Source organism: Microbulbifer litoralis, from assembly GCF_023634065.1.
GTDB classification, from domain to species: Bacteria; Pseudomonadota; Gammaproteobacteria; order Pseudomonadales; family Cellvibrionaceae; genus Microbulbifer; species Microbulbifer litoralis.
This window is the reverse complement of sequence record NZ_JALKCV010000003.1, coordinates 366,567-392,252: the sequence shown is the minus strand read 5'-3', so window position 1 is coordinate 392,252 and position 25,686 is coordinate 366,567. Positions and strand designations below refer to the sequence as shown.

General features: G+C 62.2%; 24 protein-coding genes. 14 read left to right on the top strand and 10 right to left on the bottom strand.

Features of this window, described 5'->3' with window-relative positions; all coding sequences use genetic code 11:
- Positions 1 to 65 precede the first annotated feature (65 nt).
- On the top strand, positions 66 to 1,184 hold the full coding sequence (gene recF, locus MWN76_RS07445; RefSeq protein ID WP_250460667.1) for a DNA replication/repair protein RecF: 1,119 nt from the start codon (positions 66 to 68) through the stop codon (positions 1,182 to 1,184).
- Positions 1,185 to 1,188: 4 nt separating this feature from the next.
- Complete coding sequence (gene gyrB / locus MWN76_RS07440) at positions 1,189 to 3,609, top strand: DNA topoisomerase (ATP-hydrolyzing) subunit B (RefSeq protein WP_250460665.1); 2,421 nt, start codon at positions 1,189 to 1,191, stop codon at positions 3,607 to 3,609.
- A 109-nt stretch (positions 3,610 to 3,718) separates the two neighbouring features.
- Here gyrB and MWN76_RS07435 read toward each other — a convergent pair whose 3' ends face one another.
- The gene (locus MWN76_RS07435; RefSeq protein WP_250460663.1) at positions 3,719 to 4,396 is read right to left on the bottom strand and encodes a phosphoadenosine phosphosulfate reductase domain-containing protein; all 678 of its coding nucleotides are present in this window, start codon (positions 4,394 to 4,396) and stop codon (positions 3,719 to 3,721) included.
- A gap of 132 nt (positions 4,397 to 4,528) precedes the next feature.
- Complete coding sequence (locus MWN76_RS07430; protein ID WP_250460661.1) at positions 4,529 to 4,981, bottom strand: GNAT family protein; 453 nt, start codon at positions 4,979 to 4,981, stop codon at positions 4,529 to 4,531.
- Positions 4,982 to 5,112: 131 nt separating this feature from the next.
- Between MWN76_RS07430 and MWN76_RS07425 the strand changes: the two genes are divergently transcribed.
- The 8 genes from MWN76_RS07425 to MWN76_RS07390 all read left to right on the top strand — a co-directional run bounded on the left by MWN76_RS07425 (position 5,113) and on the right by MWN76_RS07390 (position 12,722).
- Positions 5,113 to 5,736 carry a DUF2239 family protein gene (locus MWN76_RS07425; RefSeq protein WP_250460659.1) on the top strand — a complete coding sequence of 208 codons (624 nt, stop codon included), beginning with the start codon at positions 5,113 to 5,115 and terminating at the stop codon, positions 5,734 to 5,736.
- Positions 5,737 to 5,857: 121 nt separating this feature from the next.
- Positions 5,858 to 6,871, top strand: a complete 1,014-nt coding sequence (locus MWN76_RS07420; protein WP_250460657.1) for a GlxA family transcriptional regulator — start codon at positions 5,858 to 5,860, stop codon at positions 6,869 to 6,871.
- A gap of 57 nt (positions 6,872 to 6,928) precedes the next feature.
- Entirely contained in the window at positions 6,929 to 7,513 is a 585-nt protein-coding gene (locus MWN76_RS07415) for a cytochrome P460 family protein (protein WP_250460655.1), read from the top strand.
- A 148-nt stretch (positions 7,514 to 7,661) separates the two neighbouring features.
- A complete protein-coding gene (locus tag MWN76_RS07410; protein ID WP_250460654.1) occupies positions 7,662 to 8,039 on the top strand; it encodes a BlaI/MecI/CopY family transcriptional regulator in 378 nt (125 codons plus the stop codon).
- 15 nt (positions 8,040 to 8,054) lie between these two features.
- Positions 8,055 to 9,806, top strand: coding sequence for an ankyrin repeat domain-containing protein (locus MWN76_RS07405; RefSeq protein ID WP_250460652.1), 1,752 nt, complete (start codon positions 8,055 to 8,057; stop codon positions 9,804 to 9,806).
- Positions 9,807 to 9,888: 82 nt separating this feature from the next.
- Positions 9,889 to 11,124: an alpha/beta fold hydrolase gene (locus tag MWN76_RS07400; protein ID WP_250460650.1), complete on the top strand. Its 1,236-nt coding sequence runs from the start codon at positions 9,889 to 9,891 to the stop codon at positions 11,122 to 11,124.
- Positions 11,125 to 11,144: 20 nt separating this feature from the next.
- Positions 11,145 to 11,366, top strand: a complete 222-nt coding sequence (locus tag MWN76_RS07395; RefSeq protein ID WP_250460648.1) for an alpha/beta fold hydrolase family protein — start codon at positions 11,145 to 11,147, stop codon at positions 11,364 to 11,366.
- Between the two features lie 54 nt (positions 11,367 to 11,420).
- Positions 11,421 to 12,722: a serine hydrolase domain-containing protein gene (locus MWN76_RS07390; protein WP_250460646.1), complete on the top strand. Its 1,302-nt coding sequence runs from the start codon at positions 11,421 to 11,423 to the stop codon at positions 12,720 to 12,722.
- On the opposite strand, the gene MWN76_RS07385 is transcribed toward MWN76_RS07390, so the two are convergent.
- Positions 12,719 to 13,261: a GFA family protein gene (locus tag MWN76_RS07385; RefSeq protein WP_250460644.1), complete on the bottom strand. Its 543-nt coding sequence runs from the start codon at positions 13,259 to 13,261 to the stop codon at positions 12,719 to 12,721. The two genes, MWN76_RS07390 and MWN76_RS07385, sit on opposite strands and share 4 nt — an antisense overlap.
- A 130-nt stretch (positions 13,262 to 13,391) precedes the next feature.
- On the opposite strand from MWN76_RS07385, the gene MWN76_RS07380 reads away from it, so the two are divergent.
- Positions 13,392 to 14,018: a TetR/AcrR family transcriptional regulator gene (locus tag MWN76_RS07380; RefSeq protein ID WP_250460642.1), complete on the top strand. Its 627-nt coding sequence runs from the start codon at positions 13,392 to 13,394 to the stop codon at positions 14,016 to 14,018.
- A gap of 92 nt (positions 14,019 to 14,110) precedes the next feature.
- A complete protein-coding gene (locus tag MWN76_RS07375) occupies positions 14,111 to 14,452 on the top strand; it encodes a hypothetical protein (RefSeq protein WP_250460640.1) in 342 nt (113 codons plus the stop codon).
- Positions 14,453 to 14,509: 57 nt separating this feature from the next.
- Here the strand turns inward: MWN76_RS07375 and MWN76_RS07370 are convergent, their stop codons facing one another.
- The 5 genes from MWN76_RS07370 to glyQ form a co-directional block, all read right to left on the bottom strand.
- Positions 14,510 to 17,491, bottom strand: coding sequence for a S8 family serine peptidase (locus tag MWN76_RS07370; RefSeq protein WP_250460638.1), 2,982 nt, complete (start codon positions 17,489 to 17,491; stop codon positions 14,510 to 14,512).
- A 247-nt stretch (positions 17,492 to 17,738) separates the two neighbouring features.
- Positions 17,739 to 18,308 carry a D-glycero-beta-D-manno-heptose 1,7-bisphosphate 7-phosphatase gene (gene gmhB, locus MWN76_RS07365; protein ID WP_250460636.1) on the bottom strand — a complete coding sequence of 190 codons (570 nt, stop codon included), beginning with the start codon at positions 18,306 to 18,308 and terminating at the stop codon, positions 17,739 to 17,741.
- 286 nt (positions 18,309 to 18,594) lie between these two features.
- Positions 18,595 to 18,912, bottom strand: a complete 318-nt coding sequence (locus tag MWN76_RS07360) for a DUF4160 domain-containing protein (protein ID WP_250460634.1) — start codon at positions 18,910 to 18,912, stop codon at positions 18,595 to 18,597.
- A gap of 109 nt (positions 18,913 to 19,021) precedes the next feature.
- On the bottom strand, positions 19,022 to 21,103 hold the full coding sequence (glyS, locus tag MWN76_RS07355) for a glycine--tRNA ligase subunit beta (RefSeq protein ID WP_250460632.1): 2,082 nt from the start codon (positions 21,101 to 21,103) through the stop codon (positions 19,022 to 19,024).
- Complete coding sequence (gene glyQ, locus MWN76_RS07350) at positions 21,103 to 22,059, bottom strand: glycine--tRNA ligase subunit alpha (RefSeq protein WP_250460630.1); 957 nt, start codon at positions 22,057 to 22,059, stop codon at positions 21,103 to 21,105. Before glyQ ends, glyS begins: the two co-directional genes overlap by 1 nt.
- Positions 22,060 to 22,290: 231 nt before the next feature.
- Between glyQ and MWN76_RS07345 the strand changes: the two genes are divergently transcribed.
- On the top strand, positions 22,291 to 23,175 hold the full coding sequence (locus MWN76_RS07345; RefSeq protein WP_250460628.1) for a lysophospholipid acyltransferase family protein: 885 nt from the start codon (positions 22,291 to 22,293) through the stop codon (positions 23,173 to 23,175).
- 44 nt (positions 23,176 to 23,219) lie between these two features.
- The gene (locus tag MWN76_RS07340; protein WP_250460626.1) at positions 23,220 to 23,831 is read left to right on the top strand and encodes a CDP-alcohol phosphatidyltransferase family protein; all 612 of its coding nucleotides are present in this window, start codon (positions 23,220 to 23,222) and stop codon (positions 23,829 to 23,831) included.
- 3 nt (positions 23,832 to 23,834) lie between these two features.
- Here the strand turns inward: MWN76_RS07340 and MWN76_RS07335 are convergent, their stop codons facing one another.
- Together MWN76_RS07335 and MWN76_RS07330 are read right to left on the bottom strand one after the other, a co-directional pair.
- Complete coding sequence (locus MWN76_RS07335) at positions 23,835 to 24,476, bottom strand: glutathione S-transferase family protein (RefSeq protein WP_250460623.1); 642 nt, start codon at positions 24,474 to 24,476, stop codon at positions 23,835 to 23,837.
- 22 nt (positions 24,477 to 24,498) lie between these two features.
- Positions 24,499 to 25,686, bottom strand: a complete 1,188-nt coding sequence (locus MWN76_RS07330; protein ID WP_250460621.1) for an ABC transporter permease — start codon at positions 25,684 to 25,686, stop codon at positions 24,499 to 24,501.

Sequence of the window (25,686 nt, the reverse complement as noted above, 5' to 3'; positions counted from 1 at the left end):
TTTTTATATTGGGACAGCGATCCTGCTCCCTGTGTGCTGATGCCCGGTGCGCGAGAGGAGGGGCCGTGGCGCTGACCCGGTTGTCGCTGGCCCATTTTCGCAATATCGACAGCGCTGATCTGGCGCTGGGGCGGGGCGTGAACCTTTTCTTTGGTGTCAACGGCAGCGGCAAGACGTCGCTGCTGGAGGCGGTGCATATGCTGGCGACAGGCCGCTCCTTTCGCTCCCGCCAGCACCGGGCGGTGATCCAGGAAGGTCAGGACACGCTGACCGTCTTTGGTCTGCTGGACAGCGGTTTCCAGCTCGGAGTCGAGCGGTTGCGCAGCGGCGGGGGGCGTATTCGCATCAATCGTGCGCCGGCGGAGTCCAGCTCCCAGTTGGCCAGCTGTCTGCCACTGCAGGTCATCAATAGTGACAGTTTCGCCGCACTGGACGGCGGCCCCGGTGTGCGGCGGAAGTTGTTGGACTGGACGGTGTTCCACGTGGAACATCATTACGCGCAGGAATGGAAAAACTACCAGATCGCATTGCGTCAGCGAAATGCGCTGCTCCGACGTGGTAAAATCAGCGCTGATTTGATGGATATCTGGGAGCAGCGACTCGCGGAAAGTGGAAATCGAGTCGACGAATTGCGCCGGGCTGTGTTCACTGAACTGCATGCCACCACCTCCGCTTTTATCCGCGAGTTGCCGGATTCGCCGTTGGCGCGGGTGGAAATGTCCTATCGGCGCGGTTGGCGCAAGGAGTCGGATCTGCGCCAGGCACTGGTGGAATCCCGCGATGGAGACCTTGCCCAGGGGCATACCCGCAGTGGCCCGCACCGGGCTGATCTGCGTTTCAGCGTCGCCGGCGAGGCAGCACAGAATATCCTCTCCCGCGGCCAGCAAAAGATGTTGGTCTGCGCGCTGCGCACTGCCATGGCCGAGCTTGTGCGCCAAAGGAACCAGAAACCGGTATTCCTGGTGGACGACCTGCCGGCTGAGCTGGATGAAGATAATCAGAGCCGATTTGCCCAGTGGGTAAGTCGCTGTGCCAGCCAGGTGCTGGTGACAGGAATTGACCGTGAAGCCACCAGCCGTCCCTGGCTGACCCTGGCTTCACCCTGGAATTGCCCGACAGTGTTCCACGTGGAACATGGGCGTATCAGTGCCGAATCCGATCGGCCCCGCAATTTGATGGAGTGAGTAAATGTCAGAGCAGAACAGCTATGACTCCAGCAGTATCAAGGTATTGAAAGGCCTGGATGCGGTGCGAAAGCGCCCCGGCATGTATATCGGCGATACCGACGACGGTACCGGTCTCCACCATATGGTGTTCGAGGTGGTGGACAACTCCATCGACGAGGCCCTGGCGGGGCATTGTGACGAGATTCGCGTGGTCATTCATCCGGATGAATCCATCTCCGTCTCCGACAACGGCCGCGGTATCCCGACCGAGGTGCATGCGGAGGAGGGGGTGTCCGCCGCGGAAGTGATCATGACAGTGCTGCACGCCGGTGGTAAGTTCGATGACAACACCTACAAGGTTTCCGGCGGCCTGCATGGCGTGGGGGTCTCGGTGGTCAACGCCTTGTCCGAGGAACTGAAACTGACCATCCGCCGCAACGGCAAGATCCACGAGCAGATCTACAGTCACGGTGTGCCCCAGGCGCCGCTGGACGTGGTGGGCGACTCCGATACCAGCGGCACGACCGTCCACTTCAAGCCCTCCGCAGAGACGTTCAACAATATCGAATTCCACTTCGATGTACTGGCCAAGCGCCTGCGCGAGTTGTCCTTCCTGAATTCCGGCGTTCGCATCGTGCTGAAGGACGAGCGCTCCGGCAAGGAAGAAATCTATGAGTACGAGGGCGGTCTCAGCGCCTTTGTGGAGTTCCTGAACCAGAACAAGACGCCGATCAACAAGGTGCTGCACTTCCAGAGCCAACGTGAAGACGGCATCGCCGTGGAAGTGGCCCTGCAGTGGAACGACAGCTTCCAGGAAAATATCTACAGCTACACCAACAACATTCCCCAGCGCGATGGCGGCACCCACCTGGCGGGCTTCCGCGCGGCCCTGACCCGCGGCCTGAACAGCTATATCGAGCGCGAAGGCCTGGGCAAGAAGGACAAGGTCAGCACCACCGGCGACGACGCCCGCGAAGGCCTGACCGCGATCATTTCCGTGAAAGTGCCGGACCCGAAATTCTCCTCCCAGACCAAGGACAAGCTGGTCTCCTCCGAGGTAAAACCGGCCGTAGAACAGGAGATGGCGCACCACTTCAACGACTACCTGCTGGAGCACCCGCAGGAGGCCAAGGCGGTGGTCGGCAAGATGATCGATGCCGCCAAGGCCCGCGAGGCGGCGCGCAAGGCGCGGGAGATGACCCGCCGCAAAGGGGCGCTGGATATCGCCGGCCTGCCCGGCAAACTGGCGGATTGCCAGCAGAAGGATCCGGCGCTGTCTGAAATCTACCTGGTGGAGGGCGACTCCGCCGGCGGTTCCGCCAAGCAGGGCCGCGACCGCCGCACCCAGGCGATCCTGCCGCTGAAGGGCAAGATCCTGAACGTGGAGAAGGCGCGTTTCGACAAGATGCTGTCCAGCGCCGAGGTGGGCACACTGATCACCGCCCTGGGCTGTGGTATCGGCAAGAGCGAATTCGATCCGGACAAACTGCGCTACCACAGCATTATTATCATGACCGATGCCGACGTGGACGGCGCCCATATCCGCACCCTGCTGCTGACCTTTTTCTTCCGGCAGATGCCGGAACTGATCGAGCGCGGCCATGTGTTTATCGCCCAGCCGCCGCTGTACAAGATCGCAAAAGGCAAACAGGAACAATACCTGAAAGACGAGGGGGCGCTGACCCAGTTCCTGACCAACGCCGCCCTCGACAGCGCGACACTGTTCGTCAATCCCGACGCGCCCGGCCTGTCCGGTGAGTCCCTGGAGGCGCTGGTGGCCGAGTACCGCGCCGTACTGTCGACCATCGATCGCCTGTCGCGTGTCTACCCGGACGAAGTACTGCGCAACATGATCTACCTGCCCAGCCTGAAGCCGGAAGATCTGCAGTCCCGGGAGAAGATGGAAACCTGGTGCCAACGGTTGCAGGAACAGCTGGCGACAGAGGCCGATGGTGGCGGTCGCCGCCATACGGTAACCGTGCAGGAGAATACCGAGCGCGGCCTGTTCCTGCCCCATATCCATATCGTCGCCCACGGGGTTGGCAGCGATTACGACATCGGGCACGAGTTCTTCGAGTCCGCCGAGTACAACGCTATCCAGACGCTGGGCGAAAAGATGGTGGACCTGCTGGAAGAGGGCGCCTATATCCAGCGTGGCGAGAAACAGCAGCCGGTCGGCAGCTTCCCGGAAGCCCTGGAGTGGTTGATGAGCGAGAGCCGCCGCGGCTACAGTATCCAGCGCTACAAGGGCCTTGGCGAGATGAACCCGGAACAGTTGTGGGATACCACCATGAACCCGGAAACCCGCCGTATGCTGCAGGTCACCGTCGAGGACGCTATCGCCGCCGACCAGATCTTCACCACCCTAATGGGCGACCAGGTGGAACCGCGCCGGGACTTTATCGAGAGCAATGCGCTGGCGGTGGAGAACTTGGACGTCTAATCTGTTCGGGACTCGGGGGAGGTTGGCCTAAAGAGGCCCCGGTAGACAAGCTCCCCTAAACGAAAACGGCCGCGCAAAGCGGCCGTTTCTCATTCCAGGATGACAGGATCTATTTCTGTAACAACAGCCCACACTCCCGGTGTTCCTCACCCTTGGTCGGATCGAAGTAGACATCGTTGTCGGGAAGGTCGTTCTCGTACACATACTCCTCGACGTCGATTTCCTTCAGGTGGAACATCGGCGCCACGCGCACGGTACCGTGATTGCCTTTGGTGAAGACATCCAGCCCCTTGCGATGCGCGTTCTGGTCGTGGCGGATACCATTCAGCCACACATCCGGCTTCAATTCCTGCATCGCGCGGTTGAAGGGTTCCAGCTTCACGGTGCGGGAGAAGAAATCGTGCTCGGGAGTATCCAGCTTGGGGATACCGCCGTAGACAGCGTTGTAGTGCGCCGCGGACATCTTCGGCGAATAGGTATACAGGTTGAGGTCAAACGCCTTGATCAGGCGTTCGATATGCCGATAGGTTTCCGGCGTGTTGTAACCATGATCCACCCAGATCACCGGAATATCCGGCTTGGCACGGGTCACCAGGTGCAGGAAGGCGACGGCCAGCGGACGGAAGTTCGTGAACACCACCGGGTTCTGCGCCTCTTCGATGGTGAAGCGCATGATCTCGCTCGGCCGGGCTTCGTTGAAGCGCCGGTTGAGTGCGTCCAGGTCGGCGCCGTGGTGAAAGGTGCGTTCCGGTTCGACGATACTGCGAGTGCTGGCGTTCAGTCCCATGGTTGTCAAAGCTGCGTTGGTAAATGGACAGCTGAAATCCTACGCGCGCCAGATCGGATTGAGAAACAATAAAAATGAGTGATAACTAAAGTTTTGGTTATATGACGGGCCGGCCCTGTGACCACCGATTGCTCAAGCTGCCGCCTCGCGCCCGGCGGAATAGCGCATGACGATTTCCGCCTGCGCCGCTGTCGCGCTGGGCTTGCGCTCCGCCTCGACGAAACCGTGCTGCTGCAGAAAATAGCGTCCGCCTAGATTCTCCTGAAGCAAGGTGGCCTCCAGCTGTGCCCGTCCAACCTTGGCTGCCCGCATCAGCTCGCTGCCACCGCCGCGTCCGGCGACGGCCGGTGTGATACAGAGAAACTCCAGCACCTGCCCCCGTCCAACCACGACAAAGCCATCCGCCGTACCGCGGCGGCTTTCATAAAAGACCAGGCAGTTCTCCGCGCCCAGGTAGCTCCGGCGGAATTCGTCCAGGCGTCCGCGCCAGTAGGTCCGCGGCAGGCTCGGGTGGCTGGTGACCACGGTATAGAGCCAGAGCTGCTCTAGCCGTTCCAGATCTCCGGCAACCGCTCTGCGTATCATGCAAACTCCGTAAGTGAATACTTGCAAACAATGCTAATCCGTTCGGGACACAACCCCTAGGCGGTAATTAATTTTACCCGGGCAAAATTATCCTATAATATTACCCGGGTAAAAACAGTGGAGTCCATAGCATGACCAACAGCGAAACGGCGCCTCACTGCAGCGCCTTCCTCGGTGAAAAACTCATTGCCAGCGGTGGTGTCGCGGAGGTAGTGAGCACTTGCAAACGGGAGCTGGACGAGGATCAACTGGCCGCACTGCTGCTCTTCGACGACCGCGATAGCCGTATCGTCGAAGTGGATTTCCGCGGCAGTATCGAAGAGGTGGAGCGTCGCCAGAAGCCGGCCCCCCGAGATCGCGAGCAGCCCGAGGCTCTCGCCAAGCGCGGCCGCGGTCGTCCGAAACTCGGTGTGGTGGCGCGGGAGGTCACACTACTGCCGCGTCACTGGGAGTGGTTGAACAGCCAGCCTGGCGGCGCCTCGGTGGCGCTGCGCAAACTGGTGGAGGATGGCCGGCGCGCCAATAGCGGCAGGGACCGGCGCCGCTTGGCGCGGGAATCCTGCTATCGCTTTATGCAGGCAATGGCCGGAAACCGCCCGCATTTTGAGGAAGCCAACCGCGCCCTGTTTGCCGGTGAGCGGGATCTGTTTGTGGCGGAAATTGCCGACTGGCCCAGGGACATTCGCGACCACTGCCTGCGGCTGGCGGAAGCCGGTTTCCGCGGTGAACGCCGTCCGCGCGAGGATCGGGCCTGATTGCCATTGGTCGCAAACAGGTTTCCGGGGGGGATGGCCTGGGAGGGGAGGAGCTGCGGCTGGCAGTTTTTGCCTGTGTTTTGTCATTCCTGCCGCGGGCGCTTTGTGGAACACTGTGTCGATGAAAGCGCCACCGCCCGATCCGGCCACCGAACCCCTCCGCCGCGTGTCGATGGTGATCTACCCCGGTGCCCAGTGCCTGGATATCACCGGCCCGCTGGAAGTGTTTTCCCTCGCCAATCGCCAGTTGCGGGAGAGCGGCCATATCGACCGCGATGTCTACGAGATTCAAATGCTGGCCGAGACACCCGGCCCGGTTGCCACCAGCTCCGGCATCCGCCTCAGCGCCGATGGCGCTTATACCGACGCTGGCGACATTCACACACTCCTGGTGTGCGGCGGTGAAGACGTCGCCGTGGCGCGCCAGCAGCAGAATGAAAAGCTGCGCCAGTGGCTGTACCAGCGTGCCGGGCGAGTACAGCGCCTCGGCTCCATCTGCAACGGCGCGCTGCTGCTTGCCGGCGCCGGACTACTCGACGGCCGCCGCGCCGCCACTCACTGGATGGATGTCGACCTGCTGCGGGTATTCGAGCGCGTCGATGTGGATGCGGACGCGATCTTTGTGCGCGATGGCAACATCTACAGTTCCGCCGGTATCACCGCCGGTATGGATCTGGCGCTGGCACTGGTTGAAGAGGATTTCGGTCGCACGCTGTCGCTGGCCGTGGCCCGGCGCCTGGTCCTGTACCTGAAACGCGATGGCGGACAGCAGCAGTACAGTTCCCACCTGTCCAGCCAGGTGGACAGCGACCGCTTTGCGGAACTGGTGGAGTGGATCTACGGCAATCTGGCCCAGCCGCTCGGCGTCGACACGCTCGCGCAGCGTTCGCTGATGAGTCCGCGCAATTTCGCGCGCCTGTTTACCGATGAGCTGGGTTGCACCCCGGCCAAATTTGTCGAGCGTGCGCGCACGGAAAAGGCGCGTCATTTGCTGGCGGATTCTGCCCTGCCACAGGAAAAAGTCGCTGCACAGTGCGGCTTCCGTTCGCAGGAACAACTGCGCCGGGCCTTTCTCCGTCAACTGGGCATACTGCCGGGCGACTACCGGAGACGCTTTGGGCGCGAAAGCGATTAATCCGCTCCCCCGATAACTCAGGCCTACCCAATAACGACAAAAAGGATTTTCATGTCAGTGAAAACTATATCGCTCCCGCTGTTCGCCACGATCGCCCTGTGCGTTGCCAATGGCTCCGCCGCCGCGGGGCGTATCGATGCGGCCGAATTCGACAGTGCCGACCAGCTGCAGCGACCGGCAAAACTGGACGAGTGGGTTTTTGTCGGCGCTGTTGTCGGCCACGGCTATCCGCAGGGTGATGCACGCAGGTTCAGCGCTGCGAGCCCCGGGCAGATCCAGGTGGTACAGATGGAACCCCGCGCCTATCGCTACCTGCAAGATCATGGCGAATATGCCAACGGCACCATGCTGGCGCTGTCTTTCTACGATACCCAGCAGACTCCGGCGCCCGCGGTGGACGGCGTGGTGCAGGGCGAACTGGCGAGCTTTGAAATTCACCTGCTGGACAAACAGCGGTTTGCCGACCGCAGTGCCTTCTATATTTTTTCCGGCGACCGCAGTGCGGCGCCGATGATTCCCGCCGGCAACGATTGCGTCGCCTGTCACCGCGAAGACGGGGCTTTCGATGGCACTTTCGTGCAGTTCTACCCAAACCTGCGCCAGCGCCTGCTGACACGCGCGCTGCACGATGCAACGGAGTGATTCCCGCGCAGTAACGGATTTCCAACCACCTTCCCAGCACCGAGCGATCATCTTCCGGGATCTCCGCCACATTAAAACTAATTCATTAGTTGACAGTCGGGGCGGCTGACTCTAGAGTTTAAAAACTAAATAATTAGTAGGAAAAGAGATGGCCAGGAAGAAATCCGATCAGCTCACCGATGGCGAGCAGGGCATTCTGGAAATTCTGTGGCAGCGGGGTGAATGCTCGGTAAAGGATATCGCCGCCGCGCTGTCAGAGGAAAAACCCGCCGCCTACACCACCGTGCAGACCATGTGCAAAATCCTGGCGGAAAAAGGCTACGCCGACTACCGCAAGGAGGGACGCGCGTTTATCTACAGCGCCCGTATCAGCCGCACCGAAGCCCGCCAGAGTGCACTCAAAAACCTGCTGAACCGCTTCTTTGGCAGCTCACCGGAGCTGCTGGCGCAACATCTGTTACAGGAGACGGATATCGAGCTCAAAGACCTGGAAGCGCTGCAGAAGAAAATCGACGAAACGGACTGAGCGGCGGGACGCACCATGCTTTTCGAATTGAACCTGTTTACCACTTTTACCCTGAGCCACCTGCTGATCGGCGGTTGCCTGGTGTTGCTGCTGTTGGTGTTCACCAGGCTGTGCCCCCCCGGTGCCGAACTGCAGAGCTGGCTCTGGACTACCGCCCTGGGCATCTGCGTACTGGTGCCTTTCCTGTCCCTGGTTCCGACAGCCACTACACCGCCGCAGGCCACTGCGACGCTGGCGGCTCCCGCGGCGCAGACGGAGCCCCCGCCCGGCGCCAGTGCCATCGCGGAGTCCGCCGGCGCGGCGACCGCGTTATCCGACAGGCGCACCTACAGCTGGGCGATGCCCGGCCGCTGGATAAAAAAAGCGGCGACCGGCGTCTACGCGCTGCTGTGGATCTGGCTGCTGGGAGCCATCTGGCGCGCCGGGTTTCTGCTGCGCTCGGCACTGCAGTCGCGCCGCCTGGTAAAAAATGCGTTGCCCCACCGTGAAGATCCTCCGGAACCGATTAGCTGCCCGCTGCTGGTTTCCGACGCGATCGGCGCACCCATGGCGATGGGGCTTTTGAATCCAGTGATCCTGTTGCCGCGGCTTTTTGCGGAGCAGTTCGATAGAGAACAGCTGGCGCCGATCCTGTTGCACGAGTGGGCCCATATCCGCCGCCGCGACCTGTGGATAGGCGCGGCCCAGGAACTGCTGGCAATCCTGTTCTGGTGGAGCCCGCTGCTGCGGCTGATCAACCGCCGTATTCATGTTTCCAGGGAGCTGGCGTGCGATCTGCGTGCGGCGCGCATGCTGGGCAGTGGCAAGCGGTTTGCGCAGTCGCTGCTCGATTGTGCCGGGCTGATGGTCGCCCGCCGGCAGAGTGTGCTGGCCATGGGCCTGTTCCGTAAGAAGAAGGACCTGACAGAGAGAATTGATGCCGTGCTGAAAATAAAAAGTGAACGAACTCCGAAACGGCTGGCGATCGCCAGCGCCTGCTGTGTATTTGCCATCACCGGCCTGGCCATCGCCCAGGGCTACGGGCCGCGCATCAACCTGGCCTCGATTACGGGTCTGCCCGTCTACGGCGCCGGCCTGACCCGCGCCGAAGGCGAGCGGCTGATCAACGCGGTCCGAAGCGGCGATACCGATACTCTGACGGCGCTGTTGAACGGCGGCCTGGATATCAACACACCGGTGCTGGGGGAGGGCACGGCCCTGATCGAGGCGGTACGACAGGGTAACCGGGAAATGGTCGAGCTGCTGCTGGATGCCGGTGCGGATGTCAACCTGCCTCCACTGGGCGATGGCAACCCGATGATCGCCGCCGCGCGCCACAACCGCCTGGCGCTGGCCGAACAGCTGTATCAGCGCGGCGCCGATATCAATGCGGCCATCCCCCGGGACGGTACGCCCCTGATTGTCGCCATCCGTTCCGGCCACGAGGCGTTCGCGGAGCAGCTGATCGACTGGGGCGCCGATGTCAATCAGTCCGCCAAATGGGATGGCAGCCCGCTGATAGCCGCGGCCATGACCGGCAACCTGGAAATCGCGAAGCGCCTCTATCGACAGGGTGCCGATATCAACGGTGTGGTTTCGACCGACGAAACGCCGCTGATCAATGCCGCCCATCACGGCCACTTCGGGATGGTCAAATTTCTGGTGGAAAGTGGAGCCGATGTAAACCTGGGCGTGATGGCCAATGGTGGCAACTACAGAACGCCACTGAACCGGGCGCGCAGTGGGAGAGTGCGCAAATACCTGATCGCGATGGGTGCTACGAAGTAGAGCGTCTGCAACGAGACGTTTTTTAACAACAGGTACAGGTGCTTGCAACGAAAGGGTGAGACACCAGCCAGGGATGAACACAATGCAGATAATAACGTCGACATGGCTCGCCTGGGCCCCGGTACTTTTTTTCATCCTGTTTGGATGCCCGACAGCATTCACGGCGCCACTCGAAGGCGAAAAACATTTCACCTTTGAAACCTGGGGCGGCCAACGTGCGGATGGCTACCGCGGATCCTTGCAGGTACCGGAAAACAGGCGCAAAAAACACAGCCGCAGTATCCCGGTCGAATACCTGCGCTTCCCGGCAACCGGGGCGCAAGCGGGACCACCGATCATCTACCTGGCCGGCGGGCCCGGTGGTTCCGGCATCGCGGCGGTCAACTACCGCTTCGGCATGTTTATGGCCCTGCGCCGGTACGGCGACGTGATTGCCCTGGACCAGCGGGGTACCGGTGCATCCAATATCCTGCCGCAATGCCGCTCCAGCCAGGTGATCCCGGCCACGGTGCCGGTTTCCGACCAGCGCTATATCGAATACCACCGCCGGGCGTTGCGCGAGTGCCTGGCCTTCTGGCAGAGAAGCGGTATCGACCTGGCCGGATACAACACGATCGAAAACGCCCGCGACCTCGATGCGCTGCGACGGCATCTCGGGGCGGAAAAGGTCGTGCTGTGGGGGACTTCCTACGGCAGCCATCTGGCGCTGGCGGCGCTGAAGGGAATGGAAGACAGGATCGAAAAGGTCGTGATCTCCAGTGCCGAAGGGCTGAACCAGACGGTAAAACTTCCCGCCCGCACCGACGCCTACCTGCGGCGATTACAGCTTGCCATCGACAGCCAACCCGAAGCACAAAACGCCTATCCGGATATCGACGCCCTGATGCGTCGGGTGCACGATGCGCTGGATAAAAAGCCGCTGCCGATACAAATACCGTTGCGGGATGGAACCCGCACCGACTACCTGCTCCAGCGACGGGACATGCAGCGGATCGCATCGAGCTTTATCGCCGACCCGACGAGCGCCGCCAGGTTGCTGGCGTTCTATCGCGCCCTGGATCGCGGTGACACACCGGCCTTCGACGCCGTACCCGCGCGCTATTTTCCCGATGCGTTTTTCCGGCCGGGAATGCCGATTGTCCTGGATGCGATGTCGACCGCCACGGATATTGCATCCGGCATCGGCAAAGAGCGCGCGGTCGACATTGCGGCACAGGCCGAATCGGCGCTGCTGAAGGACTACCTCAACTTTTCCTATCACTACGATGGCGTGGCGCCAGAGCTGGACCTGGGGAAAGATTTCGCACACCGCCTGTGAGTAACATACCGGTAATGCTGTTGAGCGGCAGCCTGGATGGCAGAACCACACTCGAGAGCCAGCGGGAGGCGGTCTCCGGCCTCACAAACCTGACTGGCATCACGGTCGAAAACGCGGGGCACAACCTCTTTATGGCCTCCGCTGAAGTCCAGCAGGTCATCGACCGGTTTATGGAAAATCGTCCAATAGAAACCACCACAATCAAGGTCTCACTGCCAGATATGGCGCCGCGGACTGAATAACGGTGAAGGGATTGGGGATGATGACCCCCAAGGATAATAAAGAGGGAAACCGTAGTGACAAGAAAAACTCTGCCGCTGTTGCTGACGGCGCTGCTGCTTTCGTTAACAGGCTGGCTGCTTTTCCCCGCCTACCAGTTCTTTGCCTACAACAAAGGCGACCTGCCCCTGCCGCACTACGGCTGGCTGGAGCTGCCGCCGGAAGTGCCCTCGGAACAGGTGCTGAGCGACCCGGCCTATACCGAAGCCGCTACCCGGTCGCTGCGCGCGATCGAGCGACACCGGCGGGATATCGCCGCGCCCGCCATCAGCGCCGCGGTGGCGCACTGCGGTGTCGTGGTCTGGGCCGGCGCCGCCGGCTGGTCGGATATCGCCTCGCAAACCCCGGCCACCACCGCCACGCGTTTTCGCATCGGCAGCACCTCGAAATCCCTGACCGCCACCGCGCTGGCGCGGCTGGTGCAGTCCGGCCGCATGGAGCTGGACTCACCCATTGCCGAATACCTGCAGACACTGCCGAATACGGCCTGGGCGCAACTGACCCCGCGCCAGCTGGCATCGCATATGGCGGGGATGCCGGAGTACAAGGAGAACCGCGACTGGGGCGGCCTGTACCACACACTGGCGCTGCGCAAACACTACGACAGCATGGTGGATGCGCTGGAGGTATTCGACGACACACCACTGGTGAACGAGCCGGGCACGGCGTTTCACTACAGCACATTCGATACCGTGCTACTCGGCGCCACCATGGGCGCGGCGGAGCAAAAGAGCTATCTGCAGGTGATGCGCGAGCAGGTGTTCGCACCCGCGGGAATGACGGCGACCATCGTGTCGCCCGTGGGTGGCGATCCCGAAAATGATATTGCTACCCCCTACAGGAGCAACCGCCTGGCGGGCGCCGCGCAGCGGTTCCGGCCGTGGCGGGATGTAGACCTGAGCCATCGCCTGCCCGGCGGCGGCTTTGTGTCGACGCCCACCGAGCTGGTCAAACTCGGCAGCCTCTATTTCGACAGCGAATACCTGGCACCGGAAATCCGCGCGCAGTTCTGGACACCACAGCAAACCGCCGCCGGAGACGTGAATCCACAGAAGTATGCCCTCGGCTGGCGTATCGCCGATATGGAGGTGCCGGGCGTCGGCCCGGTGCGCAACGCCAACCACGGCGGTGTTTCCCGCGGAGGCCAGAGCTGGCTGATGGTAATGCCGGACTACCGCATGGCGATAGCGGTCAATATCAACCGCAAGACCGAGGTGTTCTGGGATTTCGGCAGTATTTCCGAACAGATTGCCGCCGAGTTTATCCGCGCCCGCGGTGACAACTGTGCCGCCGTGGCGTCCGGCCAGTCGGGGGGCTAATGCGTATCGAAAGCGCCATTGACGAAGTCGACCTGCGGTGTGCGGAACCCCATCGCCGCCCAGGCGCAGACCAGTTTCGCGAAGAAGGCCAGGGAATGTGTCTCGGCGTTTCTGATATCGTCCGGTAGCGAAGTGCCTTCGGGCCTGTCGCGCACCATGGTTCTCAGCTGCACCGGAGGCAGCGCTGTCTCCGGCCACCGCCGACCGTAGAGACTCAACCAATGCCCCGGCGTGAAATCGAGGAACATCGGGGTGTCGCAGCATGCGGCAATCACGCGGCGCGTTTTCGAATCCGGAGACAGGCGATATTCCCGCAGGGAATCCGCACCTTTCGTGCACTGAACCCGGTCTTTGCGATAGAGCACCATATGGGTTGCCCCCTTGTCATCCAGTAGCGGCTGCGCACCCGGCCGTGACTGCAGATACTCCCCCGCTTCTCGACAGCTGTTGCAGAGACATTCGGTGCTGATGATCGGCTGGCCCGCAAGCTGCAGGGAGACCCGGCCGCAACGGCAACTGATGTTTTTCTGGGGCTTCACGTTCACCTTCCCGACGGTCTGCTTTTGGTTATTGCTAACTAGACTAGACAGTCCAGTTTGATTAGTCAAGCCGACGTGGATACCATCGGCCGGATATGAGAAATGGCAAGGGTGTCGATGGGGGTTGGTTATGCCGAACGGTGCAGTAAAACGGCAGACGAAAAGCCGGGAGAAAATACTGGTGGCGGCGGAACAGCTCTTCCTCCGCAGTGGTTTCCCGGGAACCACCATGGACGAGGTGGCCGCCACTGCCGGTATTTCCAAGCAGACGGTCTACTCGCATTTCGGTTCCAAGGAATCCCTCTTTGTCGAAGTGGTCGAGGCGATGACCGGCGGAGCCTCGCAGGCCCTGGAGCAGCAGATCGGCCTGCGGGAGCGGGCCGTGCCGCTGGAGCCGTTTCTGCTGGCGTTCGCGCGGCAGCAACTCTCGATTGTGCTGACACCCCGCTTGATGCAGTTGCGGCGCCTGGTGATCGGCGAGGTGGAACGCTTTCCCGACCTCGGCAGGGCCCTGCACCGGCAGGGGCCCCAACGCTCGATCGAAAAGCTCGCCGCGGTTCTGGAGGAACACGCCGGGCGCGGTGCGCTGGACTGTGCGGACCCCCTCGCCGCCGCCAGTTATTTCAACTGGCTGCTGATGGGGGAACCCGTCAACCGGGCGATGCTGCTGGGTGACAGCGGCATTCCGGCGGAGGGAGATCTGAAAGCGCACGCGCAGGAGAGCGTCAGAATTTTCATGGCCGCGTTCCGGCCCTGATCGATGCACAGAGTTTCGTTGAGACGGATTTGCCAGGCTATAAAGGGTGAATGTAAATGACTGCCCGGTAGTTGGTGCGTGGAGTAGTCCCCATGTCATTTCAGGCTCTCGCATTCTGCTTTGCCGCGATTGTCCTCGCGCCGGTATCGCTGGCGTTCGCGGATGAGCGCGATCGGCTCGAGCCCGAACAGCGCGCACTGAGCGTCGCGGCCTCCCATTTGCAGGTGGACCCCAGTGAGTTGCGGGTTGTGAAAATAGAGGCGGTGCGCTGGGAGGATTCGAGCCTCGGCTGTCCGAAACCCGGACGCCGCTACCTGCCGTCCGTCACTGCCGGCTACCGGGCGCTGGTTTATCACGGTGAACGGGAATACCAGGTGCACCTGGGCCAAAAGCGGGGGCTGGTGTGCGAGGGTATTCTGCGTAAAGGGCCTTGAGGCGAGGTAGTTGTTGCTGAAAAAGATCCCCTCCTTCGAGGGGATCTTTATCGGAGTTTACTGGGTGTCGATCATGACTTCGGTCTGTGTGAAGGACGTCTGTCCATCGCCGTGTTCGAGTATGCCCAGCGCGCGCGTACCCGGTGCCAGCCCCATCCATTCGAGACTGATATTACCGGTCGTTCCCAGCGTGGCGCTGGTCGGCGCACTGACCAGCGTATTGCCACTGTCGCCGTTCAGGTTGAAGTTGAACAGCGTGTAGGGGGTCGGACCGGCAGCCGAGGCGTAGTCGATCACGAAGACGGCATATTCACCCGGAACCGGGTTCGGGATATCGACAGACTCTGCAGAAGTGGCCGTGCCACTGGTACCGACAAGTGGGAAATCCGGACCCGGGCCCAGCACCTGCAGATCCAGGTCATCGGAGCCATTGCCGGCGCCGACATCGGCGTCGAACAGCGCCACGCGGGCAAAGTCTGTGCCCTCCGGAATTTCAAAGAAGATCAGGTCGTTCGAGCCATCTTCCACTGCTCCCGGGAAAGTAACCCCTTCCGCGAGTCCGTTCACAGTGACCTGATAATCGCCACTATAGCCGAACTGTACATCGAAACTCGCGCTGCCATCGGTCCCAGTGCCACCCAGTGCACTCGGGGCCGCAATCGGTACCGGGCGCACCGCGATCGGGCTGCGGGCATCGCTGTGTCCGCCGAGCGAATTCCAGGTCAGGGAACCGAAGGCCCATTCGCCCAGGCCGGCTTCCTGTTCCGTGGTAAAGGTAACCTGGAAGTTGGCTGTCTCACCCGGGTCCAGATAGAGAAAAGCCGGCGTTACCTGCACATCCACGCCTTCCGGTGCATCCACTGACGCCCAGTAGAACATCGGTAGCGGCGAGACGCTGGTCACGCGGCGGGTAATGGTCTGGCTGCCGGCCAGTTCGGCCACACCGATGGAGGCCAGGTTCAGGTCGCTGGAATCCAGGGAGAAACCCTGGGTCTCCAATTGGCTACAGGTGGCCGCGTCGATCAGCTGCGGCTGCTTTTCCGCCCCGCACAGGAAAGCGAAGTAGTCCGCCAGTCCGGCGTCGTAGACAAGTCCCGGGGTGAAGGCGGCCGACGGTGCCACGGCGCCGGCACCCATATCGAACGGATCCGCCGCTTCCGGCCCGAAGGATTTCTGCAGGTCGGTGCGTGCGCTGGTCATCAGTGCCGACTTGGCCATTGCCGGGGTCCAATCCGGGTGCGCCTGTTTCAGCAGCGCCATGATGCCGGCTATATGCGGACTGGCCATCGAGGTACCACTCAGGGACGCGAACAGGTCGCCGCCGCTGGAAACCGGGGAAGTACCGGCAATGATTCCGACACCGGGTGCCGCCAGGTCCGGCTTGATGATATCCGGCGCCCCGGCGTTGGCACCGCGGGAAGAGAAGCCGGTAATGCGGTCCTCGCGCGAAACCTGTATCTCCGGGCTCAGGGTTCCCGTTGTATCGGCGGTGGAGGCGATCAGTTCGCCGTCCGGGTGGCGGATCATGACGCCGGGAATGGTGGTATCCGGGGCCGACATGACGATCGGGTCGATGCGGTCGGCTGCCGTACCGTCGTTGTAGACCACAATGGCACGGGCGCCGGCTGCCGCGGCGTTGTTGTACTTATCGGTAAAGGCACAGGCTCCGCGGATCACCAGTGCAATCTGTCCGTCCATGGCGGCGGTGTTGGTCAGCGGGCCACAGGCATCCAGCGGCTCTGCTGCAACGACGCCAGAGGAAATGGCGCCGCTGTCAGCCAGCTTGACCGGGCCGCCGCCTTCCAGACCTTCGTAGATGGCGGCCAGTTCCGTTGGCGCGTCCAGTTGCAGGCCAGTGCCAAAGCTCTGGTTGTCCTCGGCGGCGGCGACGGAGGTGACCCAGGGCACCCCGGAAGGCGTACCGATGGTCTCGGATCCCGGGCCGCTGTTGCCGGCAGAAACGGAGACGAAAACGCCGGCATCGGCGGCGTACAGGAACGCAATGTCGTCCGGGCCGTTGAAGGTGGTGCTGCTACCGCCGACGGAGAAGTTGATCACATCGACGCCATCGGCTACCGCCTGGTCGATGGCGGCCATGGAATCCGACGAGAAACAGCCGCTGTCGTCCGGGTTGGGCGCATCCCAGCAGACTTTATACACAGCAACCCGGGCCCGCGGCGCCATGCCACTGACCGTGCCGCCGAAAGAGGATTCAACGCCGTTGTTGCCACCGGCGGTGGTGGCGGTGTGGGTACCGTGACCATCGGCATCGCGGGCGGACAGGAATTCATAGTCCGCCAGTGTGTTGATGCTGAGGAAGGATTCGGAAAAGGACTCGGCCTTGATCAGTTTGTTGTTGCACTCGAAAGGTGCATCGCCCGGGTTGAATTCGCTGTTGCCGAAATCACAACCCTCGCCGGTGAAGTGCTCGGGTGCGGGTCCGTAGGGCACTTTGCGGCCGCGATCGCCGCGTATGCGTGTCGGCACATCGGCGACGCTCGGATGCTCCGGGTGAATACCGCTGTCGATCACACCGATCACTACATCCTCACCGGTAAAACCCCAGAACCAGGGGCCCCGGGGGCCGGTCAGACCGAGGAATTCGGGCGTGGAGTCCGTCTGTGGCTTCAACAGTTCGTCCTCCCAGACACCGACCACGTCCTTGCGCGCCCGCAACAGCTCGGCCTGCTTGGCAGTCATCTGCGCGGCAAAGCCATTGAAGGTGACCTGGTAGTCGTGCACCTTGCGTGCCCCGGAGATGGACGCGAGCACCTGGTCGCGGCGCTGCCCCAGGAAATTCGCGTAATCGCGGAATTCGGTACTCTGCGGATCGATACGCCCGTTGCTGCGCGACTGGGCCGCGGCCAGGCTGGGAATCTGTTTGCCGAACGCGGCCAGCGGCTTTTCCGCCAACTGTACGATATAGATTTTCCGGTCCTTGCGCAGGTCGGGAACCGGCCCCCGTTGGTCCGGATCCGCGGCACTGCCGAACGACAGCAGCAGCCCCGCAATCAGCGTGGGAAAGATAGTGAACTTCATATGGTAATGCCCCGTTGTAGTTATTGGGTTTGCAGGAACGGAGGCGGTTGAAGGATGGAAAGCTGTCGCGGGAAAAGGTGTGAGCCGGGAGCGGCCAGTAGCGACAGTACAGCTGGTTTGGTCCTTCAAACCCTGCTCCGCCGAAAAACACCTACTAACAGGCGCTTTCCAGGCGGATCAGTATTCCTGTACCCCTGCTTGTACTGCAGCGGGGCGCAGGAATCAATAAGGTGGCGCGGGATTGATTTTATTGCGGGGAAGAGGGTGGATTCTGTAACAGAAATTGGGAGAACTGTGCCAAGTTGTCGAACACGGCCGTACCGATCAGGCGTTCGTCCGGCTCGTCGATCAACTGCTGCAGTGTCTCGGTGCCGTGCCCGGTTTTGACCAGTACCGGCTGGCAGTCCTTCGCCAGCGCCACCTGCAGGTCCTTGAGCCGGTCGCCGACCATGTAGCAGCCGTGCAGGCTGGTATCGAACTCCGCCTCGATCACGTCCAGCAAGCCGGTCTTGGGTTTGCGGCAGCGGCAGTGGTCCTCGTCGCTGTGCGGGCAGTAGAAGATACCGGCCACCTCGCCGCCGGCGTCTTCCACCAGCGCGCGCAGTTTCGCATGTATGGCCTCCAGGTCATCGAGATCGAGCAGGCCCAGCGCGAGGCCGTCCTGGTTGGTGGCGATCGCCAGCTGGTAGCCGGCGCGACTCAATGCTGCCATGGCCTCGATGCTGCCGGGCACCGGCACCCATTCTTCGACGCTGGTGATATGGTCACTGGTCTGCTGGTTGATGACGCCGTCGCGGTCCAGAACGATTAGTGGCATATGCATTCGATCATTGTAAGGGGGTAGGGTTTCTATTCCGGAGAAGCATTATTTGTTCTTCAGGATGTTGTTGGTATACAGATCTTCCACAGGGAAAATCATGGTGTAGTCATCCCAGTTTAGATTTCCATCCAATATTTCGTAACTCAGGAAACCACTTTCGGATTTATATTTATCATAGTCGGGATGTCCGGCTGAAAAAATAAATGGCGCGAAGTCGACTATTTGTCTATGTCCATCAGAAAACTCAATTTCCAGTATATGGGACTTGAGATGCTTTGCGGTTTTAACCGAAATTTCTGACATTTTTTACTCGCTGAGTGATTACTTTCGGTGCAATTGGCTGCTTCCTGACGAAGTAGGCAACCCATTTATCTACTATTTCATCCGCATAGACGTTGACGAACTCTTCGAACTCCTTCCGTTTCTTAGGGTCCAGTCCCCGGCCCTTGTCCTTGATAATAATTTCTTTGATCTTTCCGTGAAAGAAATGTATTTCAGCTTTACTCTCGCGGCCCTCGTGTTTGGCATGAATGTGAATGGGCTCGTGTTCGTTACTGTAGAAGAAAAGGGTTATTCCTAGGTATTGATAGAGCTTTGGCATAACTTTTCCTTGTGTGTCGGTATATCCGTATCAAAACAGGTTGTATAGGGGGCAAAAATCTGCTGCAGCAGGAATTTATTTTAAGGCCCTCTGCAGCAGTTTATTTCCTCTATTTGGCCGGCGCCAGCAGCGAGATATCCGCCACTTCCAGGAACAGCTCCCGCAGTTGCGCCAGCAGTGCCAGGCGGTTGTCGCGCAGCTTCTCGTCGTCGGCCATGACCATGACGTGGTCGAAGAAGCTGTCGACGGTTTCCCGCAGGCCGGCCAGCCCGGCCAGGCCCTCAGTGTAGAGCGCATCCGCGTACAGGGGTCCGACCTGTTGCTGTGCATCCCTGACGGCGGCGTGCAGCGCCTTTTCCGCATCCTCCTGCAACAGGCTCTCGTCCACGCTGGTGGGCGCCGGGCCCTCCAGTTTGGCGAGGATATTCGATACCCGCTTGTTGGCCGCGGCCAGCGCCGCCGCTTCCGGCAGTTCGCTGAAGGCGTGCACCGCGTGTACGCGGTTGTCGATATCCAGCGGCCGCGACAGCCTGCGCGCCGCCACGGCCATAAAGACCTCGGTGGCAATACCCTGATCTTCGTAGCGGGCGCGGAAGCGCTCGAGGATATAGTTCAGCGCCTCGTCGACCACGGTGTTGTATTCGCCCAGCGCGGTACGCGGGTAGTTGTCGCGGGCCAGCTCCAGCAGCTGGCGCAGGTCCAGGTCGAGCTTCTTCTCCACCAGGATGCGGATCACACCCAGGCTGGCGCGGCGCAGCGCGAAGGGATCGCGGGAACCGCTGGGCGGCTGGCCGATACCGAAGATGCCGACCAGGGTGTCGAGCCGGTCCGCCAGTGCGATGACGGTGCCGGTGTCGCTGGCCGGCAGTTCGTCGCCGGCGAACTTGGGCATGTACTGTTCGTACATGGACTTGGCCACTTCCAGGGGCTCCTTGTCGTTCTCGGCGTAGTAGTAACCGGCGATGCCCTGCATGTCGGCGAACTCGAACACCATTTCGGTGACCAGGTCCGATTTGCACAGTCTGGCCGCGCGACCGGCCCAGTCCGGGTTGGCGCCGGTCTGTTCGGCGATCTTCGGCGCCAGCGCCGCCAGCCGCTCGGTCTTGTCGTAGACGGTGCCCAAGTGTTTCTGGAAGATCACCTGCCTGAGGCGCTCGCGGCGCGCTTCGAGGCTGGTTTTCTTGTCGGTATCGAAGAAGAAGGCGGCGTCAGCGAGGCGCGGGCGGATGACCCGCTCGTTGCCCTGGATCACCTGCACCGGGTCAGCGCTCTCGATATTGGATACGGTAATAAAGAAGGGCAGCAGCTGGCCGTCGCCGTCGACGACGTGGAAGTATTTCTGGTGCTCCTTCATCGACGAGATAAGCGCCTCGGCGGGCACGTTCAGGAAGCGCTCCTCGAAACGGCCGGTCAGCGCCACCGGCCACTCGACCAGCGCGGTGACCTCGTCCAGCAGGTCGTCGTCGATCACGGCCTCGCCATTGACGTTGTGGGCCTCGGCCGTGACCTGGTCGCGGATGATCTCGCGGCGCTCATTGAAGTCGGCGACCACATAGCCGGGGTCGCGCAGCTGTTGTACATAGTCCTGCGCCGAGTGGATTTCCAACTCGCGGTTGCAGTGGAAGCGGTGGCCGCGGCTGCTGTTGCCGGCTTTCAGGCCCAGTACCTCGGCGTCGACCACGCTGTTGCCGAACAACATCAGCAGCCAGTGCACCGGGCGCACGAATTCTTCGCGGCGGACGCCCCAGCGCATGCGCTTCGGGATCGGCAGTTGTGCCAGGGACTTTTCCACGATCCCGCCGAGCAGGGTCTCGGTAGCGACACCCTTCTGCTCGCTGACGAACGCCAGGCGCTCGCCCTTGTCGGTGTCCTTGCGCTGCAACTGGTCCACGGTGACGCCATTGCTGCGCGCGAAGCCCTCGGCGGCCTTACTCGGATTGCCGTCCTTGTCGAAGGCGGCCTTCACGGCCGGGCCCAGCTTCTCGACCTGTTTGTCGGCCTGTTTGTCGGCCAGGCCGGACACGGCCACTGCCAGCCGGCGCGGTGCGGCGTAGGCTTTCACCTCGCCGTACTCCAGTTCCGCGGCTTTCAGGCCCTGCCCGATACCGTCGGCAAAGGCAGTCATCAGCGTGTGCAGTGCTTTTGGCGGCAGCTCCTCGGTGCCCAGCTCTACCAGAAAATCCTGCGCCATTACTGCTTCTCCTCTTGTTCGACGTCTTCGGCCAGTATTTCTTTGCGAATATGTTCCGCCGCCAGCGGGAAACCGAGGCTGCGGCGCGCGTCGTAGTAGGCCTGGGCCACGGCGCGGGCGAGAGTGCGCACGCGCAGGATATAGCGCTGGCGCTCGGTCACGGAGATGGCGTGGCGCGCATCCAGCATATTGAACGCGTGCGAGGCCTTCATGACCTGCTCGTAGGCCGGCAGCGGCAGGCCCAGCTCGATCAGGCGGCCGCTCTCGCGCTCGCAGTGGTCGAAGGTGGCGAACAGGAACTCCACGTCCGCGTGCTCGAAGTTGTAGTGGGACATCTCCACCTCGTTCTGGTGGAAGACATCGCCGTAAGTAACCGGGGTGCCGTCGGGGCTGCGGGTCCAGACCAGGTCGTAGATGGACTCGACGCCCTGCAGGTACATGGCGATACGCTCGAGGCCGTAGGTGATCTCGCCGGTGACCGGGTAGCACTCCAGGCCACCCACCTGCTGGAAGTAGGTGAACTGGGTCACCTCCATGCCGTTCAGCCACACCTCCCAGCCCAGGCCCCAGGCGCCCAGGGTGGGGGATTCCCAGTTGTCTTCGACAAAGCGGATATCGTGCACCGCCGGATCCACGCCCATGGCGCGCAGGCTGTCCAGATAGAGCTCCTGGATATTGTCCGGCGACGGCTTCATCACCACCTGGTACTGGTAGTAGTGCTGCAGGCGGTTGGGGTTGTCGCCGTAGCGGCCGTCGGTGGGGCGGCGGCAGGGTTGTACATAGGCGGCATTCCAGGTCTCGGGACCCACCGCGTGCAGGAAGGTGGCCGGGTGGAAGGTGCCGGCGCCCACTTCCATATCCAGAGGCTGTAGAATGACGCACCCTTGGCGCGCCCAGTAGTCCTGCAGGGCAAAGATCAATCCCTGGAAGGTGCTGAGGTCGTATTGCTTGGACACCGCTTTCTCCGGATAGGTTGTACTCGATCCGCGGCGCTCCCGGGGCGCCGCGGGCAAAGGGACGCAATTATAGCGGCAGCGCGCGGCCTACTAAAAGGAACCTCTGAACAGGTCCGCGGCCTGTATAGGGGGCCCTGGCGGCGCTGCAGTGGCGGGGGTCCCATACTTTGAAGGCGGGGCCGGCGGTCCCGCGGATCCCGCATTCGATTCAGGAATCAGGAAGTAGTTGCATTGGATATCAAAGGTTGGCTGGCCGCCTCGGCGCTGAAACTGGTCGGAACACTGCCCCTGCGCTGGTCGCGCCGCCTCGGCTGGCTGGTCGGCAAGCTGGCGGTCTGGACCCGCGGCGACAGCCTGCGCATCAGCCGTATCAACCTGGCGCTCTGTTACCCGGCGATGGACCCGGCGGAGCGCGAGCGGCTGGCGCGGGACAGCGTCGTGCACACCGCCGTGACCGGCTGCGAGGTGGCGACCCTCTGGCGCCAGCCCTGGAGCCGCAGCGAGGACCGCATCGTGCGCGTACGCAACCAGCAGTTGCTGTGCGAGGAGGTCGATGACGACCGCGGGGTACTGGTACTGATGCCGCATACCGGCAACTGGGAGATCTTCGGCATGTACCTGGCGACCCTGGGGCCGTCCACCGCCCTCTACGCGCCGCCCAAGATCACCGCGCTGGACCCGGTGATCCGCGCCGGGCGCGAGGCTACCGGCGCGCAGATGGTGCCCACCAATGTGCACGGTGTGCGGGCGCTGCTGAAAGCGCTGAAGGCGGGGGGCATCGTGATGGTACTGCCGGACCAGGAGCCGGACATGGGCGGGGATTTCGCGCCCTTCTTCGGCAAGCCGGCGCTGACCATGACCCTGGCCCACAACCTGCTGCAGCGCACCGGCTGCCGCTGCGTATTCGGTTTTGGCAAGCGGATCGATGACGGCTTTGAACTGGTGTTCCTGCCGGCGGAAAAAGCCATTTACAGCGACGAGACCCGGGTGTCGCTGGCGGCCATGAACCGCGGTGTGGAGGCCTGCATCGCGGAGGCGCCGGAGCAGTACCAGTGGGAGTACAAGCGCTTCCGCAAGCAACCGGAGGGCAAGAGCAGGATCTACCGCAAGCCGTAACTATACTTGGCGACAGTGGCTGAATTTCGCACGGCTGAGTTATTTTGGCGCAAGATATAGACCGCAGTTACTGGCGACACCTGCCGAATTTCCTCTCCGCGCTGCGCATCGCGCTGATCCCCGTGATTGCCTGGTTCACATGGAATAGCTATCCGCTGTTTGCCTTTGCGGCGTTCGTTGCCGGCGCCCTGACGGATTTCCTCGACGGTCGCCTGGCGCGGGCCTTCAACTGGCGCACCCATGTCGGTGCGCTGCTGGACCTGCTGGCGGACAAGCTGTTCGTGCTGTCACTGATGGCGCTGCTGTGGTTCAACGAGACCCAGGTGCCGCTCTACGCGGCGCTGGTGCTGCTGCGGTACAGCGCGCAGCTGTCCGTGATCGCGGTATTGATCGGCTGGAAAAAGATCCCGTTCAAGGTGGCGCCGCGGCTGCTGCCGAAGGCGGCGACCGCTGTCGCCTTCCTGGTGCTGGGGACAGGTTTTCTGCAGCTGGTGGCCATCAACTGGCTGTCGGAAACTTCCGAACTTGCGCGCCTGGTGAGCAACGCCATCAAGGTCTTCAGCCTGGTGGGCTGCGCACTGGAAGCCTGGGTCCTGGCGATCTTTCTGCCGCGCTACTGGATGATCCTGCGCGGCCGCCATGACACCTTCGGATAGGGCTCAGATCCCCGCTTCGCCCGCCAGCTCGTTGTCGCGCCAGACCCGGTGCAGCGGCGTCAACTTGTCCACCTGCCGGGCGATGGCGAACAGTTTCGGGCACTCCTGCGCAAACCACGCCCGCCGCGGTCGCCAGCAGCTCATCACGGCGATGAACACGTCGACCGCAGTCATCTCTTCGCCACAGGCCCAGGGGGCATCCAGCTCCGCCTCGAACTGGCGCCACAACTGCTGGCGGCGCCGCTCGGTGGACTCGTACAGCGCCTGCGCCCCGTCGTCACCGGGGATAAAGCGGCGCGGGTGATCGCTGAACGTAAAGGTGGGATAGACGGCCGCCACCAGCCAGATCAGGCGGTGCAGGAACCGGTTGCGGCACGGGTCGCCGGCCGGCGGTACCAGGCCCGACTCGGGGAAGTGGTCGCCAATCCACAGTGCAATGGCCGCGGTCTCGGTCAGTATCTCGCCGTTTTCGAGGCGCAGCGCGGGGATCTCCCCCTGCGGGTTGATTGCCAGCAGCTCGCTGTCCGGCAGATCCTCCCAGGAGAAATAGCGGACCTGGTATTCGATACCCGCCAGTGCGAAGAGCGCCTCGATAATGGCGGAGCCGCCGCCCCTGGCGCCGTAGAGTGTCAGTTGTCCGGTCATGGAACGGTTTCCTGTAGCGGTTTCAGGCGGCGTTGCGGAAGGCGACGATCACCGGCAGCCGCGCGGCGCGCCAGGCGGGGAAGAAGCCGCTGACAAAGCCGATCACCAGCGCCAGCCAGGCGCCCTGCAAAAGCAGGTCCGGCGACATCTCGAAGCGGAAGACCACCTGGGTGAAACTGCCGCCGAAAGTGGAGGCGTTGAGCCCGTCGAAAAACAGGAACGCCGCTAGCGAGCCGAGCAGCCCGCCGGCAATCGCCAGCACCAGCGCCTCGGCGAGGGTGCCGCAGAAGGCGGAGAAACTGCTGAAGCCCAGGGCGCGCAGCGTGGCGATTTCCCGCGCCCGGTCCGCCACCGAGGTGTACATGGTATTCAGGGCCCCGGCCAGTGCCCCCAGCGCCATTACGAAGCTGATGACACGGCCGAAGATCGCCATGTACTGCAACTGCTTGCCCTGCCCGGCGAAGTAGGCCTGTTCCGTCTGCACTTCCAGGTTCAGGCGCGGTTCCTGCTCGATGGTTTTTTCCAGTGGCGCCAGGTCGCCGGGGTTCTCCAGTTTTGCTCGCACCGTCTGCACACTGCTGCCGCGGTCGTAGAGGCTCTGGATCACCTTGACATCCGCCCACAGTTCGCTTTCGAAGGCGCTGCCGCTGGTACTGAAGACGCCCACCACGCGCCACACGTTCTTGCCGAAACGCACCTCGTCGCCGACCGCGAAGCCGTCGAACTCGCGCAGCACGCCGGCGCCGACGATCATCTCGTTGGTGCCGGGGGTAAACAGGCGGCCCTCCAGCAGCTGCATGTTTTCGCGCATCGCCATGCCGCGCGCATTCAGGCCGCGCAGGGCGATATTGGCCTCGCTGTCGGTGGATTTCTTGATGCCGTCGACAATCACGTAGAGTTCCGGCGACACCAGCGGCCCCTCCGCATCGCGGGCGATACCCGGCGACGCCTCCACCAGGTTCACCTGTTCGCGCGAGATGACGCTGTTGATTTCCGAGGCCGCGCCCTCGCGCATCAGGATGGCGGTGCCCTCTGAGCCGGCGCCGTCCATGGTGCGTTCGAAGCCCCTGGCCATGGCCAGGAAAGCGAGCAGGATGGCCACGACCACCGCCGATGCCAGCACCATTGCCAGCGACATCCACAGGCGCCGCGGCAGGCTGCGGACATTCATTACCGTGACCGTGGCGATCTGAGAAAATAGAGAGCCCAT

Coding starts and splice junctions, on each gene's coding strand:
- MWN76_RS07400 (WP_250460650.1), top strand. CDS start 9,889: ATGCAGATAATAACGTCGACATGGCTCGCCTGGGCCCCGGTACTTTTT.
- gyrB (WP_250460665.1), top strand. CDS start 1,189: ATGTCAGAGCAGAACAGCTATGACTCCAGCAGTATCAAGGTATTGAAA.
- MWN76_RS07380 (WP_250460642.1), top strand. CDS start 13,392: ATGCCGAACGGTGCAGTAAAACGGCAGACGAAAAGCCGGGAGAAAATA.
- MWN76_RS07435 (WP_250460663.1), bottom strand. CDS start 4,396: ATGGGACTGAACGCCAGCACTCGCAGTATCGTCGAACCGGAACGCACC.
- MWN76_RS07360 (WP_250460634.1), bottom strand. CDS start 18,912: ATGCCAAAGCTCTATCAATACCTAGGAATAACCCTTTTCTTCTACAGT.
- MWN76_RS07335 (WP_250460623.1), bottom strand. CDS start 24,476: ATGACCGGACAACTGACACTCTACGGCGCCAGGGGCGGCGGCTCCGCC.
- MWN76_RS07425 (WP_250460659.1), top strand. CDS start 5,113: ATGACCAACAGCGAAACGGCGCCTCACTGCAGCGCCTTCCTCGGTGAA.
- MWN76_RS07370 (WP_250460638.1), bottom strand. CDS start 17,491: ATGAAGTTCACTATCTTTCCCACGCTGATTGCGGGGCTGCTGCTGTCG.
- MWN76_RS07405 (WP_250460652.1), top strand. CDS start 8,055: ATGCTTTTCGAATTGAACCTGTTTACCACTTTTACCCTGAGCCACCTG.
- glyS (WP_250460632.1), bottom strand. CDS start 21,103: ATGGCGCAGGATTTTCTGGTAGAGCTGGGCACCGAGGAGCTGCCGCCA.
- MWN76_RS07410 (WP_250460654.1), top strand. CDS start 7,662: ATGGCCAGGAAGAAATCCGATCAGCTCACCGATGGCGAGCAGGGCATT.
- MWN76_RS07420 (WP_250460657.1), top strand. CDS start 5,858: ATGAAAGCGCCACCGCCCGATCCGGCCACCGAACCCCTCCGCCGCGTG.
- gmhB (WP_250460636.1), bottom strand. CDS start 18,308: ATGCCACTAATCGTTCTGGACCGCGACGGCGTCATCAACCAGCAGACC.
- MWN76_RS07430 (WP_250460661.1), bottom strand. CDS start 4,981: ATGATACGCAGAGCGGTTGCCGGAGATCTGGAACGGCTAGAGCAGCTC.
- MWN76_RS07375 (WP_250460640.1), top strand. CDS start 14,111: ATGTCATTTCAGGCTCTCGCATTCTGCTTTGCCGCGATTGTCCTCGCG.
- MWN76_RS07330 (WP_250460621.1), bottom strand. CDS start 25,686: ATGGGCTCTCTATTTTCTCAGATCGCCACGGTCACGGTAATGAATGTC.